We start from the raw sequence: 17,514 nt of genomic DNA, 5'->3' as shown, positions 1-17,514 counted from the left end.
CAGCCCAAGAAAAGGCCGCCCCGGACGGTGTCCGAGGCGGCCTGTGGCGTTCGACAGATCAGAAGATCAGAGCAGGCCGGCGCCGCGGGCCCACTTGTACTTGGCGCCGAGCACCTCGACCGGGAGTTCGGTCGAATAGGCGTAGGCCGGGATGCCGTTCTGGTAGAGATATTCGGCGGCTTCCTCGACCTCGACGTCGCCGGCGAGCGAGGCGACGATCGGCTTGACGAAGCCCTTGGCCTCCATCTCCTTCTTCACCTCGACCATGTTGCGCGCGAACACCATCGGCGGCGTCACGATGGTGTGCCAGTAGCCGAGGATCAGCGCGTGGATGCGCTCGTCCGACAGGCCGAGCTTCACGGTGTTGACGTAGGTGATCGGCGGCTCGCCACCGGTGATATCCACAGGATTTCCGGCCGCGCCGAACGGCGGGATGAACTTGCGGAACGCCGCATCGAGATCCGGCGGCATCTGCATCAGCGACAGGCCGTTGTCGACCACGGAGTCGGAGAGCAGCACGCCGGAGCCGCCGGCGCCGGTGATGATCAGCACGTTCTCGCCCTTCGGCGTCGGCAGCACCGGCACGCCGCGGGCGAATTCGAGCAGCTGCCGCAGGCTGCGGGCGCGGATCACGCCCGATTGCTTGAACACGTCCTCGTAGATCTTGTCGTTGCCGGCGAGCGCGCCGGTGTGCGACGAGGCCGCCTTCGCACCGGCCGAGGTGCGGCCGGCCTTCAGCACAACCACCGGCTTCTTCTTGGAGACCCGCTTGGCGGCTTCCGCGAAGGCGCGGCCGTCCTTGAGGTCCTCGCAGTGCTGCGCGATCAGGTTGGTGTTGGGATCCTGCTCGAAGAAGGCGAGCAGATCGTCCTCGTCGATGTCGGACTTGTTGCCGAGGCCGACGATCGCCGACACGCCCATCTTGGCCGAGCGCGAGAAGCCGATGATCGCCATGCCGATGCCGCCCGACTGCGACGACAGCGCAGCGTGGCCCTTGACGTCATAGGCGGTGCAGAACGTCGCGCAGAGATTGGCCGGCGTGTAATAGAAGCCGTAGATGTTCGGCCCCATCAGGCGGATATTGTACTTCTTGCCGACCTCGACGATCTCGGCCTGCAATTCCGGCGCGCCGGCCTCGGCAAAGCCCGAGGGAATCAGCACCGCGCCGGGGATTTTCTTCTCGCCGCATTCGGCGAGCGCGCCGGCGACGAACTTTGCCGGGATCGCGAACACTGCCGTGTCGATCACGCCGGGCACGTCCTTGACGCTCTTGTAGGCCTTGTAGCCGAGGATTTCGTCGGCCTTGGGGTGGATCGGATAGATCTCGCCCTTGTAGCCGCCGTTGATGAGGTTCTTCATCACGGAGTTGCCGATCTTGCCGTCCTCGGCGGAGGCGCCGATCACCGCCACGCCCTTCGGCTGCATGATGCGGTTCATCGCGGCGACGATCTCTTCGGTCGGACGCGGCGCCGGGCGCGGCTTGTAGTTGAAGTCGACGACGATGCGGACGTCGGCGGCGATCGCATTCTTGCTGGTGGCGAACACCGGATTGAGGTCGAGCTCGACGATCTCGGGAAAATCGCTGACCAGCTGCGACACCTTGACGATGACGTCGGCGAGCGCCTCGCGGTTGACCGGATCGCCGCCGCGCACGCCCTTCAGCATCTCATGCGCCTGGATGCCGTCGAGCATCGACAGCGCATCGTCCTTGGTCGCGGGCGCGAGGCGGAAAGTGATATCCTTGAGGATCTCGACCAGCACGCCGCCGAGGCCGAAGGCGACCAGCTTGCCGAACGAGCCGTCGGTGATCGAACCGACGATCACCTCGGTGCCGCCGCCTAGCATCTGCTGGACCTGGATGCCCTCGATCTTGGCGTCGGCCTTGTACTTCCTGGCGTTGGCGAGAATGGTCTCGTAGCTCTTCTCGGCCTCGGCGGCGCTCTTGACGCCGACCACCACGCCGCCGGCCTCGGTCTTGTGGAGGATGTCGGGCGAGACGATCTTCATCACGACCGGGAAGCCCATGTCGGAGGCGATGCGGGCAGCCTCGGCCGCCGACTTGGCGACGCCCTCTTTCGGCACCGGAATGCCGTAGGCGTCGCACACCACCTTGCCTTCGGGCGCGGTGAGGCTCGTGCGCTTGTCGGCCCTGACCGCATCGAGAATTTTGCGGACCGCATCCTTCGAATTTGACATTGGCTTCCTCCTGGGACAGATTTCGTGGCATTTGGTATGCCAAAAACGCAATTGTCAAGGTCGGTCGAGGTCCAAAAAGATCGAAAAATATAGGTAGCTTGACATTCTGGTATTTGGCATGCCAAAAATCTAAGGTAATTTCTTCTGCTAAGAAGACGTCTCCAAGAGGAGGAGACGAGTCGTGCCAGAACCGAAACAGACCAAGGCGTCGCCCACCATGGCTGACACAGATATCGCCATCGTCCGGATCGCGCCGGAGACGAGCTTCAAGAACAAGGCCTATGAAGCCTTGAAGGAAGCGATCCTGAAGATGGACATCTACGCGACGCCGGAGCCCGTGATGCTCGACGAGCGCGCACTGTCCGAGCGTCTCGGCGTCAGCCGCACGCCGATCCGCGAAGCGATCGCGATGCTCGAGCAGGACGGATTCGTGAAGACCGTGCCGCGCCGCGGCATCGTCGTGGTCCGCCGCACCAAGGCGGAGATCGTCGACATGATCCGCGCCTGGGCGGCGCTGGAGAGCATGGCGGCGCGCCTGATCACGACCACCGCGCGCAAGAAGGACATCTCGGCGCTGCGCGACTTCTTCAAGGACTTCAGCGACGATCGCCTGCCGCAGGATCACGTCGAGGAATATTCCAAGGCCAACATCGCCTTCCACCAGGCGCTGATCTCGCTGTCGGAATCGCCCGTTCTGGTCGACCTCACCAACGACCTGCTGCTGCATGTGCGCGGCTATCGCCAGCTCACGATCGGCCGCAAGGACCGCACCGCGACCTCGCTGCCCGAGCATCTCGGGATCATCGAGGCGCTGGAAGCGCGCGACACCGAGCTTGCCGAGAAGCGCGCGCGCGACCACACGCTTGGGCTTGCCGCCTATGTCGAGGCGCACGGCCAAGAATTATTCACGTAGAGAACCGTTCACTTAAGTTTGAGAGTCCACACCCGCTTCAGACGACAATCAGATCGTCCGAACAAAGAACGACCAGGGAGACGATGCCGATGCTGAATACCGCTACGAAGTCCGAGGCACCGGGCACCGAGCAAGAACTGACCGATGGCTTCCATCTCGTCATCGATGCGCTCAAGCTCAACGGCATCGACACCGTCTATGGTGTGCCGGGTATCCCGATCACGGACCTGGGCCGCATGGCCCAGGCGGCGGGCATTCGCGTGCTCTCGTTCCGCCACGAGCAGAATGCCGGCTATGCGGCCTCGATCGCCGGCTTCCTGACCAAGCGGCCCGGCGTCTGCCTCACGGTGTCGGCGCCCGGCTTCCTCAATGGCCTCACCGCGCTCGCCCACGCCACCACCAACTGCTTCCCGATGATCCTGGTTTCGGGCTCGTCCGAGCGCGAGATCGTCGACCTGCAGCAGGGCGACTATGAAGAGATGGATCAGCTCGCGATCGCCAAGCCGCTGTGCAAGGCCGCGTTCCGCGTGCTGCACGCCCAGGATATCGGCATCGGCCTCGCGCGCGCGATCCGCGCCGCGGTGTCGGGCCGCCCGGGCGGCGTCTATCTCGACCTGCCCGCAAAGCTGTTCTCGCAGGTGATGAACGCCGACGCCGGTCAGAAGTCGCTGGTCAAGGTGATCGACGCCGCGCCCGAGCAGATCCCCTCCCCGTCTTCGGTCAAGCGCGCGCTGGACGTGCTGAAGAACGCAAAACGTCCGCTCATCATCCTCGGCAAGGGCGCGGCCTACGCGCAGGCCGACGAGGCGATCAAGAATTTCGTCGAGAAGAGCGGCGTGCCGTTCCTGCCGATGAGCATGGCCAAGGGCCTGCTGCCCGACCTGCATCCGCAATGCGCGGGTGCGGCGCGCTCGACCGTGCTGAAGGAAGCCGACGTCGTGATGCTGATCGGCGCCCGCCTCAACTGGCTGCTCTCGCATGGCAAGGGCAAGACCTGGGGTGAAGCTCCGAAGAAGTTCATCCAGGTCGACATCGAGCCGAAGGAAATGGATTCCAACGTCGAGATCGTCGCCCCCGTGGTCGGCGATATCGGCTCCTGCGTGTCGGCGTTCCTCGACGCCATGGGCGCGAACTGGACCGCGGCGCCCTCCGACTGGCTCTCGACCATCGCCAAGAAGCGCGACGACAACGTCGCCAAGATGGCGCCGAAGCTGATGAGCAACGCTTCGCCGATGGACTACCACGGCGCGCTCGGCGCGCTGCGCGCCATCATCGCGGAACGTCCGGACACCATCTTCGTCAACGAGGGCGCCAACACGCTCGACCTCGCCCGCGGCGTCGTCGACATGCACAAGCCGCGCAAGCGGCTCGACGTCGGCACCTGGGGCGTGATGGGCATCGGCATGGGCTATTCGATCGCCGCGGCGGTCGAGACCGGCCTGCCCGTGCTCGCGGTCGAGGGCGACAGTGCGTTCGGCTTCTCCGGCATGGAGGTCGAGACCATCTGCCGCTACAAGCTGCCGATCTGCGTCGTGATCTTCAACAATGACGGCATCTATCGCGGCACCGACGTCAACAGCGCCGGCGACGATCCGGCGACCACCGTGTTCGTCAAGGGCTCGCGCTACGACAAGATGATGGAAGCCTTCGGCGGCGTCGGCGTCAACGCCACCTCGCCGGACGAGTTGAAGCGCGCGGTCAATGCGGCGCTGGATTCCGGCAAGCCGACGCTGATCAACGCGGTGATCGACCCGGCGGCGGGCTCGGAGAGCGGCCGCATCGGCAACCTCAATCCGCAGAGCGTTCTGCAGAAGAAGAAGTAACCCCTAACCCCATCACTCCCTGCGGGTGCAGGGGCAGACAGAGTACGGAGCAAACATTATGACCAAGGCGCTGAAGGGCGTTCGCATTCTCGATTTCACCCACGTCCAGTCGGGTCCGACCTGCACGCAATTGCTGGCCTGGTTCGGTGCCGACGTGATCAAGGTCGAGCGTCCCGGCGTCGGCGACATCACGCGTGGCCAGCTGCAGGACATCCCGAACGTGGACAGCCTGTATTTCACCATGCTGAACCACAACAAGCGCTCAATCACGCTCGACACCAAGAACCCGAAGGGCAAGGAAGTGTTGACGGCGCTGATCAAGCAGTGCGACGTGCTGGTCGAGAATTTCGGTCCCGGCGTGCTCGATCGCATGGGCTTCCCCTGGGAGAAGATCCACAGCCTCAACCCGAAGATGATCGTCGCCTCGATCAAGGGCTTCGGCCCCGGCCCGTATGAGGACTGCAAGGTCTACGAGAACGTCGCGCAGTGCACCGGCGGCGCCGCCTCGACCACCGGCTTCCGCGACGGCCTGCCGCTCGTCACCGGCGCGCAGATCGGCGACACCGGCACCGGATTGCATCTCGCGATCGGCATCCTTGCTGCGCTCCACCAGCGCACCAGCACCGGCAAGGGCCAGAAGGTCACCGCCGCAATGCAGGACGGCGTGCTCAACCTTGCGCGCGTCAAGCTGCGCGACCAGCAGCGCCTCGCCCATGGGCCGCTGAAGGAATACAGCCAGTTCGGCGAAGGCATTCCGTTCGGCGACGCCGTGCCGCGCGCCGGCAACGATTCCGGCGGCGGCCAGCCCGGTCGCATCCTGAAATGCAAGGGCTGGGAGACCGACCCGAACGCCTACATCTACTTCATCACCCAGGCGCAGGTCTGGGAGAAGATCTGCGACGTGATCGGCGAGCCGACCTGGAAGACCGATCCGAACTACGCCAAGCCGCCGGCCCGCCTGCCGCGCCTCAACGAGATCTTCGGCCGCATCGAGCAGTGGACGATGACAAAGACCAAGTTCGAGGCGATGGAGATCCTCAACAAGGACGACATCCCCTGCGGTCCGATCCTGTCGATGAAGGAGATCGCGGAAGACCAGTCGCTGCGCGCGACCGGCACCGTGGTCGAGGTCGATCACCCGACCCGCGGCAAGTACGTCTCGGTCGGCAACCCGATCAAGCTGTCGGATTCGCCGAGCGACGTTCAGCGCTCGCCGCTGCTCGGCGAGCACACCGACGAGATCCTGCGCGAGGTGCTCGGCTTCAGCGATCACCAGGTCGCCGAGATCCACGACTCCGGCGCGCTCGACCCGCCGCGCAAGCAGGCGGCCGAGTAAAGGCTCGCACTCAAGCAGAAACACAAATGGCCGCGGGTAACCGCGGCCATTTTCGTTCCGGCTGGTCGTCAGTTCCGCGTCGTGGAGCGATCAAGGTCCCCGGCGAAAGCCGCCGCTCATTGCCAGCCCGGAACTCCGCGCATGTCGGGCAAGTGATGTGCAATGCCCTTGTGGCAATCGATGCAGGTCTTCTCGCCGGTAAACAGGAAGCGCTGGTGCGCCACCGAAGCGCGCGGCGACTGCTTGGTGATATCCATTGATTCCGCGCTGTGACAGTTGCGGCATTCGAGTGAATCGTTGGCCTTGAAACGCGCCCACTCATGCAGCGCGAGCTCGAGCCGCTTGTCGACGAACTTGTCGCGGGTGTCGATGACACCGAACAGGTGGCCCCAGACTTCCTTCGAGGCCTGCATCTTGCGCGCGATCTTGTCGGTCCAGTTGTGCGGAACGTGACAGTCCGGGCAGGTGGCGCGGACGCCGGAGCGATTGGTGAAATGGATGGTCGACTTCAGCTCTGTAAACAGATTTTCGCGCATCTCATGGCAGCCGGTGCAGAATTTTTCAGTATTGGTCAGCTCGAGCGCGGTATTGAAGCCGCCCCAGAAAACAACGCCGGCGACGAAACCCGCGATCACCAGCACGCCGAGCCCGAACACCGTGCTCGGCCGCACCAGCACGTCCCACAGCTCGCGCGCGAAGGCCCATGCGCGTCGGAAGAACCCCTCCTTCGAGGTTTGCGGGTCGGCCGCCTTCATCGACGGCCGCCCGGAGCCGCGCGGCTCAGCATGGTGTCGATGTCGACGAAGTCGTTGCTGACGGGCGGATTGCTCACGCTCTGCGGTACGTGACATTCAGTGCAGAAAAAACGGCGCGGCGAGATCGACGCAAGGAACTGGCCGTCGCGATCCATGAAATGAGTAATCGAGACCATCGGCGCCTGCGACTCGCCGGTGCGGGCACGCGCGTGACAGGACAGGCATTTGTTGCTGTTCAGATCGATCTGGTAGCCGTCGATCGAATGCGGAATTACCGGTGGCTGCTCGGGATAGTTCCTGACCTCCCGCTCGGACGTATTGCGCGTCGGCATCATCGGCGGAGCCGGGCCTTCATTATCGAGCGGCGTCGGCCCACGCAGCCCGGATTTGAGCGATTGCGCCGCCAATGTGCCGGTGCCGGCCCCTATCGCCAGGACGAGCAGAACGACGCGCAGGTTCCTGATCATGACGGCAGCACCTTCTCGATGCGCACGGCGCATTTCTTGAAGTCGGTCTGCAGCGAGAGCGGATCGGTGGCGTCGAGCGTCACCTTGTTGATGAGCTTCGACTCGTCGAACCAGGGGACGAACACCAGACCTCGCGGCGGCCGATCGCGGCCGCGGGTCTCCAGCCGCGCCCGGATGAACCCGCGGCGAGAGATTACCTTGACCTCATCGCCGCGTCGTAGCTTGGCCTCCTGCGCATCATCCGGATGCATGAAGCAGACGGCCTCGGGAAACGCGCGATAGAGTTCGGGCACGCGGCGGGTCATGGTGCCGGAGTGCCAATGCTCCAGCACCCGGCCGGTGGAGAGCCACAAGGGGTATTCGCTATCAGGCGATTCCGCCGGCGGTTCGTAGGGAAGCGCAAAGATGCGCGCCTTGCCATCGGCAAAACCGTAGAACTGCACGCCTCTGCCCTGCCCGACATACGGGTCCGAGCCTTCGCGGAAGCGCCACTTCGTCTCCTTGCCGTTCACGACGGGCCAGCGCAGCCCGCGCTCGCCGTGATAGGCATCGAACGGCGCGAGATCGTGGCCATGGCCGCGGCCGAAGCTGGCATATTCCTCGAACAGTCCTTTCTGGACATAGAAGCCAAACGCCTTGGATTCGTCGTTGGCGTAGCCCGACGCGATGTCGGAGACCGGAAACTTGTCGACCTGGCCGTTGCGATAGAGCACATCGAACAGCGTCTTGCCACGATACTCCGGCTTCTTTGCCAGCAACTCTTCCGGCCAGACCTCCTCGATCTTGAAACGCTTGGAAAATTCCGTCAGTTGCCAGAGGTCCGAACGCGACTCGCCCGGCGCGGTGACGAGCTGGTGCCAGAACTGGGTGCGCCGCTCGGCATTGCCATAGGCGCCTTCCTTTTCCACCCACATCGCGGTCGGCAAGATCAAGTCGGCGCCGAGCGCGGTGACGGTCGGATAGACTTCCGAAACCACAATGAAATTGTCGGGGTTGCGGAAACCGGGATAGGTTTCCTCGTTGATGTTGGGACCGGCCTGCAAATTGTTGTTGACCTGCACCCAGTAGGCGTTGAGCAGACCGTCCTTCAGCATCCGGCTTTGCAATACCGCATGATAGCCCGGCTTGTCCGGAATCGTGCCTTCCGGCAGCTTCCAGATCTCCTCCGCCTTGTCGCGATGCGCCTTGTTGGTGACGACCATGTCCGCCGGGAGGCGGTGCGAGAAGGTGCCAACCTCGCGTGCGGTACCGCAGGCCGAGGGCTGCCCGGTCAGCGAAAACGGGCTGTTGCCGGGCTCCGCGATCTTCCCGGTCAGAAGGTGAAGATTGTAGACCAGATTGTTGCACCAGACGCCGCGGGTGTGCTGGTTGAAACCCATGGTCCAGAAGCTGACGACCTTGGTCTTCGGGTCGGCGTAGAGCTCGGCCAGCGCCTCCAGGCGATTGAGCGGAACGCCCGACATCTTCGCCGCCTTTTCCAGCGTGTAATCGGCGAGGAATTTGACGTAGTCGTCGTAGCTCATGTCGGTGGCATCGTTGGCCTTGGCCGCGCCCGTCGCCTTCTTCTGCAGCGGATGATCGGGTCTCAGGCCGTAGCCGATGTCGGTCTGGCCGCGCTTGAACACGGTATGCGCGGTGACGAAATCCTTGTTCACGCGCCCGGTCTTGATGATGTGATTGGCGATCGCATTGAGGATGTAGAGATCGGAGTGTGGCGTGAACACGATCCCGATGTCGGCAAGGTCGAACGATCGGTGCTCGAAGGTCGAAAGCACGGCGACCCGCACATGCGCCGCCGAGAGCCTGCGGTCGGTCACCCGCGTCCACAGGATCGGGTGCATCTCCGCCATGTTGGAGCCCCACAACACGAAGGCATCGGTGGCCTCGATGTCGTCGTAGCAGCCAGCCGGTTCGTCCATGCCGAAGGTGCGCATCATGCCGACCACGGCGGAAGCCATGCAGTGGCGCGCGTTGGGATCGATGTTGTTGGAGCGAAACCCGGCCTTGAACAGTTTTGCAGCCGCATAGCCCTCCCAGACCGTCCATTGGCCGGAGCCGAACATGCCGATGCCGCTCGGCCCGCGCTGCTTCAGCGCCGCCTTGAACTTCTCGGCCATGATGTCGAACGCCTCGTCCCACGAGACCGGGGTGAAGTCTCCGTTCTTGTCGTACTTGCCGTTGGTCTTGCGCAGCATCGGCTGCGTCAGCCGATCGTGGCCGTACATGATCTTGGAGAGGAAGTAACCCTTCACGCAGTTGAGGCCGCGATTGACCTCGGCCTTGATATCGCCGTGGGTGGCGACGACGCGATTGTCCTTGGTTGCCACCATGACGCTGCAGCCGGTGCCGCAGAAGCGGCAGGGAGCCTTGTTCCAGTCGAGTTCGCTGGCATCGCGTTCGGTGACGAGGTTTGCCGCGACCGACGCAACCGGCATTCCGCCGGCCGCTGCGGCGATCGCGGCGGCCTCCAGCTTCAGCATCTGGCGGCGGTCGAGCTTGGTTTCGGTCATGGCTTGCCTCCCGGCACTTCAGCAGACGTCGATGGCATGAAACACCAGCGAGGCGGAATGGACGTGCGGTAGCAGAGCGATCGTGTTCAACGTCGCGCCGAGCGCGCCGGCATCGGGTGCATCGACCACCACGACGAGCTTGCCTCTGGGGTCGCGGCCGAAAATCTCGCAACCGGAAACGGCGAGGATATCGGCTTCGACCGCATCAAGGCGCTCGGGCCGGGCCTGCACGAGGATGCTGGCGATCTCACCCCCGGGTGGCGCCACGACGCGCTCCGCTGTCAAGGCGCGGCCGGTAATCAACATACGGCGATTGATCGCGGTCTTGCGCACAACGATGTCTCTCCCTGTCAATGCGGCGGGGGCGGACCGGGAGGGCCGGCCACCATTTGGTAGATCCAGACCGCGAGCCCGTATGACCCCACCGTCGCGACCGCGAGCCCCGGCATCAGGATGGCGGTCAGGAACAGGAAGGCGAAGATCTCCATTCGCGTTCGGCGACGCCGTACATCTGCGTCGCCGTCTGCGACCGCCATGATCGTGTCTCTCACGTGGGACGTTGGGGGGACGGCATCCGGGCCGCTGCCTTGGACATGAACCTAAGGAGCGGCGGTGAGCGGACATTGATTCAGATCAAAGTGCGGAGCGATGGCCTCACGCAGCAAACATATCTCGGGTGAACGAGACGACGCTGCCTGGCAATCAATCGCACGCCGGATCAACCACCCTCGCCGTTCTCGCCGTCCCCGCCCTCATCCCCCGGCACGTATTCCAGAATATCCCCCGGCCGGCAGTCCAGCTCGCGGCAGATTGCCGACAGTGTCGAGAAGCGCATCGCCTTGGCTTTGCCGGTCTTCAGGATTGACAGGTTCTGGATCGAAATGCCTATCGCGTCCGCGAGGTCTCCGAGGCGGCGCTTGCGCTTTGCGAGCATGACATCGAGGTTCACCACGATGGGCACAAGCATCACCCTCAGATCGTCAGATCGTTTTCGGACTGCAACAGGATGGCCTGCTCGATCACGAATTTCAGCGCCATCAGGAACACGCCGCCTGCGACGGTGCCGACGTCGACGCCGTAGCTCGGCAGGAAGAACTTGATGTCGCCGAGTTGATACAGCGCATAGGTCACCGCGATGGTCGTGATCGTATCCACAAACGGCCAGACCACCAGGAAGATCCCCATCCACCAGACACCCTGCAGCGTTTCGGACACGAATATCCGTCCGTTGGCGAATCGGTTGACCATGCGATGTAGGATGCCGATCAGCACGGCGTAAAACGATACCCCAAGCGCGAACAGCGACCAGAACAGCACCTGGCCCTTGGCCGACATGGTGAGCGGGTTGGCGACGATGGCCGCGCACTTCGCCTGCTCGCCGATCAGACTCTCGGCGATCGTCGCCGAGGCGGTGGTGGTGCGGTAATAGGCCAGCCACAGCACGACCGGCAGCGCCGCCCAGATCAACCAGAACGCCCGATCGAGCCTTCGAAACCAGAGCTGGCGCTGCTCACGAACCGATTTCCCCATCGCATCCATCCGAAAACTTCTTTGCCAAAAAAGCCGTTACGGCCGGATCACATCATGCCCAGGCAATGTCATTGACTCAACCTTAAACGTGATTTATTTCATGTTTATCATGAAATTTTTCATGAAAAGGTGGATGATGACGGTAATCCCAGACCAAAACGGCCGGCGCAAAGCCCTGAAGCAGTTGATCCACGCTCACCTCACGCGCCGCCTGATCGTGGCCGCGTTCCACATCCCGCTGCTCGGCAGCCCCGCCGATGCCGCCAAGGCGAGCGACAAGGCCAACGATCCGGCCGGCGTCTGGCTGACCCAGTCCGGCGACGCCAGGATCAAGATCCATCGCTGCGGCAGCGCGCTGTGCGGCCGCGTCGTCTGGCTGAAGGAGCCAACGGACAAGGCCACCGGCAAGCCGCAGCTCGACGACAAGAACGCCGATCCCGCGCAGCGCACCCGGCCGGTCATAGGCATATCGCTGTTCATCAACATGCAGTCCGCCGGACCGAACAAATGGGCCGGCCGGATCTACAACGCCGATGACGGCAAGACCTATGAGAGCTCGGTGACGCTGGTCTCGCCGGGCACGCTGAATGTTCGCGGCTGCATGGGAACGCTGTGCGCCGGCGAAGACTGGACGCGGTGAAGCGAACGCGGTGAAGGGACTTGGCCCCGACCCTTCATCGGCCAAGAAGAAAAGCAAACCCGCTCACTCGAGGCCGCCGCATTTGGGCGGCCTTCTTTTATGAACTAGTGTGCTGAATGCGAAGTTCGTGCGATTTCGCGGCAGCCACTTTCACGAACTTCGCATTCATAAAGCACACTAGAATCATAAGTTTGCTAGTGTCCTTATCGAATCCGAAGTTCGCTCCGAAGGTGCGGCAAATGATGCGAACTTCGGATTCGGGACACTAGCCGCCTGCCCTCAACCTTCCACGCCGAGCTTCCACAGCGGCGGCAGGTCGGCGAAGGGCGGCGTGGTGTGGGCAATGACGATCGCGGCGCGCCGGCTGTCGGAATCGATCTTGCTGTTGATCGCCTTGACGTGCGCCTTCACGGCATCGAGCCCAACGCCGAGGATAGCAGCGATCTCCTCGTTCGACTTGCCCTGGGCGATCCACGACGCCACCTCGATCTGGCGCGGCGTCAGCGCAGGAAATGCCAGCCGCAGGCGGTCGCTCGGCGTCAGCGCCGCCAGCGTTCGCTCCTGCGCCTGGCGGTAGCCGCGTAGGATGTGGGGACGAAAACCCTGCATCCGGTCGCGCTCCTCGTCGCTGAACGCTGGCCGTCCCACCACGCGATGGCCGACAACCGTGACCACATAACCGGCGTGCTCGAACGCGATCCCCATGATCCGCCGCGCCCCCGACGGCAGGAACACCTCCTTGGCAATCGGCAGCTCGACGAATTCCTCGTCGCTGAAGAAATCCGACTCGCGCAGCGCGCGTTCGCCATAGAACGCCGGATCGTGCTGCCAGAACGGATGCGAATGCATGTGCTTCGCAAACGCCTGCATGCCGCGGGCACGAACCTCCGGATCGTCGCCGACCGAAATCAACGACCGGAAATCCCAGCTCGGACGATGGAACTCGGTGAAGCTCACCACCTCCGCATCGACCAGGCGGCCGACGCCGGCGAACAGGACACCAGGCAGCGTGTGCAGGTTGGACTCAGATTCGTAGAGACGAATGATCTCGTCGTTGAGCTTGCTGTCCCGTTGCATGGGATTCTGATCGACCAGGTTTGATTTGATTTTTTGGCGATCGCTGCAACGTCACGACGTGCCCACATGTTGCAGCAAAGCCTCGCTCGCCGTCTTATCGTTCGTGCGCGCGTTGGTATACCCCTTAGGGTAATGGCCAGATCGCATTCGATTACGGAATCTCTGCGCTGTGTCGAGTCCGACACATCGCGCGACGTCGTCTGGGGCAGCAACACGCATGGCCCGGCGAAAGTTGCAACAATTCGAGTTACTACCGGGACTGAATGCGGTGACCCCATTGGAAGACGCAGCGGAACGTCCCGCTGTAGGACAATTCGACGACACACGCGCTGATTGTTTCGAGGCAAAATCGCTCGCGCGCCACGGGCGCGCGTTGTTCCGCGGCGCCCTGCTGGGCACGACATCGCTGGTCGCGCTCGCGCTGCTCACGGTAACGCCGGTACCGTCCCATGCGGCGGACATCGTCTGGACCGGTGCCAACTCGTCGATCTGGACCGACCCGACCAACTGGCTCCCGAACACCCTTCCGGCCTCCCCCAACAATGCGGTGATCGACACCACCTCGCCGCATGCCACGACGATCGCGGGGACCGCGGGGCAGGCCACTAACCTCTATATCGGCCAAAACGCCATCGGCGAGCTGACGATCAGCGGCGGCGGCACGATGAATAACGTCAATGGCTTCATCGGAAACAATGCCGGTTCGAACGGCACCGTGACGGTCGATGGCTTCGGCTCGGTGTGGTTCAGTCCCGGTGTCACTGTCGGCGTGGCCGGCACCGGCACGCTGACGATCCAGAACGGCGGCACCGTGGCCGGTACCAACGGCCTGATCGGGTCTTTGCCTGGCTCGAGCGGGACTGCGACGGTCACCGGACCCAACTCGTCCTGGAACATGACTGACGATCTCGCTGTCGGCGCAAACGGAACCGGTGTGCTGACAATCAAGGCTGGCGGCACCGTGAGCGATCGCAACGGCCGCGTCGGCTTTGTTCCCGGTTCGAGCGGCACCGTCACCGTCACCGGCCCCGGCTCGTCCTGGACCAACTCCGCCGAACTCTACGTCGGCACCGCCGGCGCCGGCACGCTGAACATCGAGAACCGCGGCGGCGTGAGCAACGGCGCCGGCTCCAATGCCTACCTTGGCTATATCTTCGGATCCAACGGCACCGTAACCGTCGATGGCGCCGGTTCATCGCTTCTCGTCGGCAAGGAGCTTCATGTCGGCTATGTCGGCACCGGCTTCCTCAACATCCAGAACGGCGGCGCGGTCAGCAACGACACGACCTTCATCGGCTCCAATGTGGGCTCCAACGGCAACGTTGTCGTCACCGGCGCCGGCTCGTCCCTGAGCAGCGCTGACTTCCTGTATGTCGGCTACTCCGGCACCGGCACGCTCGACATTCAAAATGGCGCCACGGTCACCAGCGCCCCCAGCGCGACTCGCGGGATTGCCGGTATCGGCGTCATTGCAGGCTCGAACGGCACGGTGACGATCGACGGCCCCGGCTCGTCCTGGACCCACGGCGGCATTCTCAATGTCGGAGGTGGCGGCACCGGCACGCTGACCATCCGGAACGGCGCGGTGGCCAGCATGATCGGCAGCGACATCGGCTTCCTTGCCGGCTCGAAAGGCACGGCCACGGTCACCGGCTCCGGCTCGTCCTGGACCAACAGCTTCGCGCTGTTCGTCGGCGATGCCGGCACCGGCACGCTGACGATCCAGAACGGTGGTATCGTCACGACGCCGCTTTTCGGTGTTGCCAATCAGGCCGGCTCGACCGGCACCGTCAACATCGGCGCCGGGCTCGGCCAGGTTGCCGCGGGGCCGGGCACGTTGAACACGCCGACCGTCACGTTCGGCGCCGGCACCGGCAGCATCGTCTTCAACCACACGTCTGCGAACTACAGCTTCGACCCGGCCATATCAGGCGCAGGGTCGGTGCTGGTGGAGGCCGGCAAGACCATCCTGACCGCAAACAGCACCTACACCGGCACCACCACCGTCGACGGCGGCACGCTCAGCGTCAACGGCTCGATCGCGTCCTCGTTGCTGACCACAGTCAATGCCGGCGGCACGCTCGGCGGCAACGGCACCGTCGGCAACCTCAGCATTGCGAGCGGCGGCACCGTGGCGCCGGGCAACTCGATTGGCACATTGAACGTGTCGGGCAATGTCAGCTTCGCGGCCGGCTCGATCTACCAGGTCGAGGCCAATGCGGCCGGCCAGTCCGACAAGATTGTCGTCACCGGCACCGCGACGCTCGCCGGCGGCAATGTGCTGGCGCTGGCGCAGACCGGCACCTATGCGCCGCAGACGGTCTACACGGTCCTCACCGCGAATGGCGGCGTCAACGGCACGTTCAGCGACGTCACCAGCGGCCTGACATTCCTCACCCCGACGCTGAGCTACGACGCCAACGACGTCTTCCTGACGCTCGCCCGCAACGCCACTTCGCTCACGAGCGTCGCAACGACGCCGAACCAGATCGCCGTGGCCGGCGCGCTGGATGCGAGCGGGCAGCAGCGCGCTCCGCTGATGGTCGCCGTGCTGAACCAGGGCGCCGCCGGCGCGCGGCAGGCGTTCGATGCGCTGTCCGGCGAAGTGCATGCCAGCGCGCAGACCGCGATGCTCGACGACTCGCGCTATCTGCGCGACGCCGTGCTCGGCCGTCTGCGGCAGGCTTCGTTCGCCGGCAGCAGCGGACCGATGGCGGCGCTCGGTTCGGGTGGCCCGCAGACCGCTGCGATGGACCAGCTGTCGGTGAGCACCGCGCTCGCCTATGCCGGCACCGAGCGGTCCGCGTTTCCGGTCAAGGCGCCGCCGCTCGCGCGTCCTGCGCAGATTCCGGACACCACGTTCTGGGCACAGGGGGTCGGCGCCTGGGGCCGGTTGAACGGCGACGGCAATGCCGCGGGAATGACGCGCGACCTCGCCGGCTTCTTCAGCGGCGTCGATCACAGATTCGCGCCAAACTGGATCGCCGGCATCGCCGGCGGCTACACCAGCTCGTCGGTTCATGTCGGCGATCGCACAAGTTCGGCCGATATCGAGACCGCACATCTCGCCGGCTATGTCGGCGCGAGCTACGGCGCGGTCAATCTGCGCGGCGGCGCCTCGGCAAGCTTCAGCACGCTCGACACCAGCCGTTCGATCGTGTTCCCGGGCTTCTTCGACACGGCGCGCGCCCGCTATGACGCGACCACGGCGCAGGTGTTCGGCGAGATCGGCTATGGGCTATCGCTCGGCCGCGCCGCGCTCGAGCCGTTCGCAGGCCTCGCCTGGGCCCACCTCAACACCGACAGCTTCGCCGAGACCGGCGGCAGCGGCGCCGCCGCGCTGCTCGGCGCCGGCAGCAACCAAGATGTCGGCTACTCCTCGCTCGGCGCCCGCATCGCCACCAGCTTCGCCCTCACCAACGGCATGCAGCTGACGCCGCGCGCCTCGGTGGCCTGGCAGTACGCCTTCGGCGACGTGACCCCGATGGCGGCGCTCGCGTTCCAGAGCCTGGGAACCGGATTCACCGTGGCCGGCGTCCCGCTGGCGCGGAACGCGGCGCTGGTCGAAGGCGGGCTCGACCTGCGGGTCACGCCGCAGGCCAGCATCGGCATCGCCTATGTCGGCCAGCTCGCCGACCGGGTCCAGGATCACTCGGTAAAGGCCAGTTTTAGCTGGAAATTCTGACCCGGCGGCGCCGCCGGGCTGCTCCCCTTCCACGCCAATCCGGGATGCCGATCAGTCGATTTTGCTGCATTGCACAGTCGTGAATGCTGCTATGCAAACAAGTCCGTTGTATCTGGCATCTGGTATACATAGTTTGGCTGCAGATGATGAGCCGGCCCATTGCTGGCCTCCAATGAAAGGGGACACCAATGTCCAAGACCACTGCACTGACGCTCGCGCCCTCCTCCACCCTGTTCGGCCGCCTGCTGGCCTCGATCGACCGCCTGCTGATGAAGAGCGCGGAGATCTCGAATCGCAACGGCGACCTGCCGCGCTTCGGCCTCTAAGCCAAGGGATTTCCGGCGCTCTCCGCCGGACGCAGCTTCCGTCGCGAAATGCGACCTGACATTGAACCTTCGACCAATGGCCCCGATTTTCGGGGCCATTTCCTTGCGCGCTGAACTAGTCTCCCGGGGTGCCGGGGCCGAGTCCTGTGCGGCATAAGCGCGCGCTGCCCCTGCGACAGCTTGAACCTTGGCATATCGGATACCAAGATGGCCGTTGCGCGCTCATAAGCAACGACAAGGGGCGCACTGGGAGGAT

15 protein-coding genes are annotated in these 17,514 nt (G+C 64.2%); 6 read left to right on the top strand and 9 right to left on the bottom strand.

Annotated elements, in window-relative coordinates; all coding sequences use genetic code 11:
• Window positions 1-66: 66 nt before the first annotated feature.
• The gene (locus ACVWYP_RS19825; RefSeq protein WP_028345231.1) at window positions 67-2,196 is read right to left on the bottom strand and encodes an acetate--CoA ligase family protein; all 2,130 of its coding nucleotides are present in this window, start codon (window positions 2,194-2,196) and stop codon (window positions 67-69) included.
• 217 nt (window positions 2,197-2,413) lie between these two features.
• Between ACVWYP_RS19825 and ACVWYP_RS19820 the strand changes: the two genes are divergently transcribed.
• The 3 genes from ACVWYP_RS19820 to frc all read left to right on the top strand — a co-directional run bounded on the left by ACVWYP_RS19820 (window position 2,414) and on the right by frc (window position 6,268).
• Window positions 2,414-3,109 carry a GntR family transcriptional regulator gene (locus ACVWYP_RS19820; protein WP_050387017.1) on the top strand — a complete coding sequence of 232 codons (696 nt, stop codon included), beginning with the start codon at window positions 2,414-2,416 and terminating at the stop codon, window positions 3,107-3,109.
• Window positions 3,110-3,198: 89 nt separating this feature from the next.
• The gene (oxc, locus tag ACVWYP_RS19815; RefSeq protein ID WP_304499491.1) at window positions 3,199-4,932 is read left to right on the top strand and encodes an oxalyl-CoA decarboxylase; all 1,734 of its coding nucleotides are present in this window, start codon (window positions 3,199-3,201) and stop codon (window positions 4,930-4,932) included.
• Window positions 4,933-4,990: 58 nt separating this feature from the next.
• Window positions 4,991-6,268, top strand: a complete 1,278-nt coding sequence (frc, locus tag ACVWYP_RS19810) for a formyl-CoA transferase (protein ID WP_304499490.1) — start codon at window positions 4,991-4,993, stop codon at window positions 6,266-6,268.
• Window positions 6,269-6,384: 116 nt separating this feature from the next.
• Here frc and ACVWYP_RS19805 read toward each other — a convergent pair whose 3' ends face one another.
• From ACVWYP_RS19805 to ACVWYP_RS19775, 7 genes are all read right to left on the bottom strand, one after another.
• A complete protein-coding gene (locus ACVWYP_RS19805) occupies window positions 6,385-7,023 on the bottom strand; it encodes a NapC/NirT family cytochrome c (RefSeq protein ID WP_304499489.1) in 639 nt (212 codons plus the stop codon).
• The gene (locus tag ACVWYP_RS19800; RefSeq protein WP_456684132.1) at window positions 7,020-7,523 is read right to left on the bottom strand and encodes a nitrate reductase cytochrome c-type subunit; all 504 of its coding nucleotides are present in this window, start codon (window positions 7,521-7,523) and stop codon (window positions 7,020-7,022) included. The genes ACVWYP_RS19805 and ACVWYP_RS19800 overlap by 4 nt, the downstream gene beginning before the upstream one ends.
• A complete protein-coding gene (gene napA / locus ACVWYP_RS19795) occupies window positions 7,487-10,000 on the bottom strand; it encodes a nitrate reductase catalytic subunit NapA (protein ID WP_304499487.1) in 2,514 nt (837 codons plus the stop codon). Before napA ends, ACVWYP_RS19800 begins: the two co-directional genes overlap by 37 nt.
• 18 nt (window positions 10,001-10,018) lie before the next feature.
• Entirely contained in the window at window positions 10,019-10,306 is a 288-nt protein-coding gene (locus ACVWYP_RS19790) for a chaperone NapD (protein WP_152977868.1), read from the bottom strand.
• Between the two features lie 44 nt (window positions 10,307-10,350).
• Window positions 10,351-10,536: a periplasmic nitrate reductase, NapE protein gene (gene napE, locus ACVWYP_RS19785; protein WP_157345976.1), complete on the bottom strand. Its 186-nt coding sequence runs from the start codon at window positions 10,534-10,536 to the stop codon at window positions 10,351-10,353.
• 182 nt (window positions 10,537-10,718) lie between these two features.
• Window positions 10,719-10,961 (bottom strand): helix-turn-helix domain-containing protein, encoded by a 243-nt coding sequence (locus ACVWYP_RS19780; RefSeq protein ID WP_369525583.1) that lies wholly within the window; start codon window positions 10,959-10,961, stop codon window positions 10,719-10,721.
• An 11-nt stretch (window positions 10,962-10,972) separates the two neighbouring features.
• Window positions 10,973-11,530: a DUF2975 domain-containing protein gene (locus tag ACVWYP_RS19775; protein WP_176936754.1), complete on the bottom strand. Its 558-nt coding sequence runs from the start codon at window positions 11,528-11,530 to the stop codon at window positions 10,973-10,975.
• A 133-nt stretch (window positions 11,531-11,663) separates the two neighbouring features.
• On the opposite strand from ACVWYP_RS19775, the gene ACVWYP_RS19770 reads away from it, so the two are divergent.
• Window positions 11,664-12,170 (top strand): DUF2147 domain-containing protein, encoded by a 507-nt coding sequence (locus tag ACVWYP_RS19770; RefSeq protein WP_304499485.1) that lies wholly within the window; start codon window positions 11,664-11,666, stop codon window positions 12,168-12,170.
• 279 nt (window positions 12,171-12,449) lie between these two features.
• On the opposite strand, the gene ACVWYP_RS19765 is transcribed toward ACVWYP_RS19770, so the two are convergent.
• Window positions 12,450-13,247, bottom strand: coding sequence for a helix-turn-helix transcriptional regulator (locus tag ACVWYP_RS19765; RefSeq protein ID WP_028345242.1), 798 nt, complete (start codon window positions 13,245-13,247; stop codon window positions 12,450-12,452).
• A 373-nt stretch (window positions 13,248-13,620) separates the two neighbouring features.
• On the opposite strand from ACVWYP_RS19765, the gene ACVWYP_RS19760 reads away from it, so the two are divergent.
• Window positions 13,621-16,932 (top strand): autotransporter outer membrane beta-barrel domain-containing protein, encoded by a 3,312-nt coding sequence (locus ACVWYP_RS19760; RefSeq protein ID WP_304499484.1) that lies wholly within the window; start codon window positions 13,621-13,623, stop codon window positions 16,930-16,932.
• 188 nt (window positions 16,933-17,120) lie between these two features.
• A complete protein-coding gene (locus tag ACVWYP_RS19755) occupies window positions 17,121-17,258 on the top strand; it encodes a hypothetical protein (RefSeq protein WP_016848357.1) in 138 nt (45 codons plus the stop codon).
• The last annotated feature ends 256 nt before the right edge of the window (window positions 17,259-17,514 follow it).

This window comes from Bradyrhizobium sp. USDA 3262 (assembly GCF_054060035.1).
This window is presented reverse-complemented; position numbering and strand designations above follow the sequence as displayed.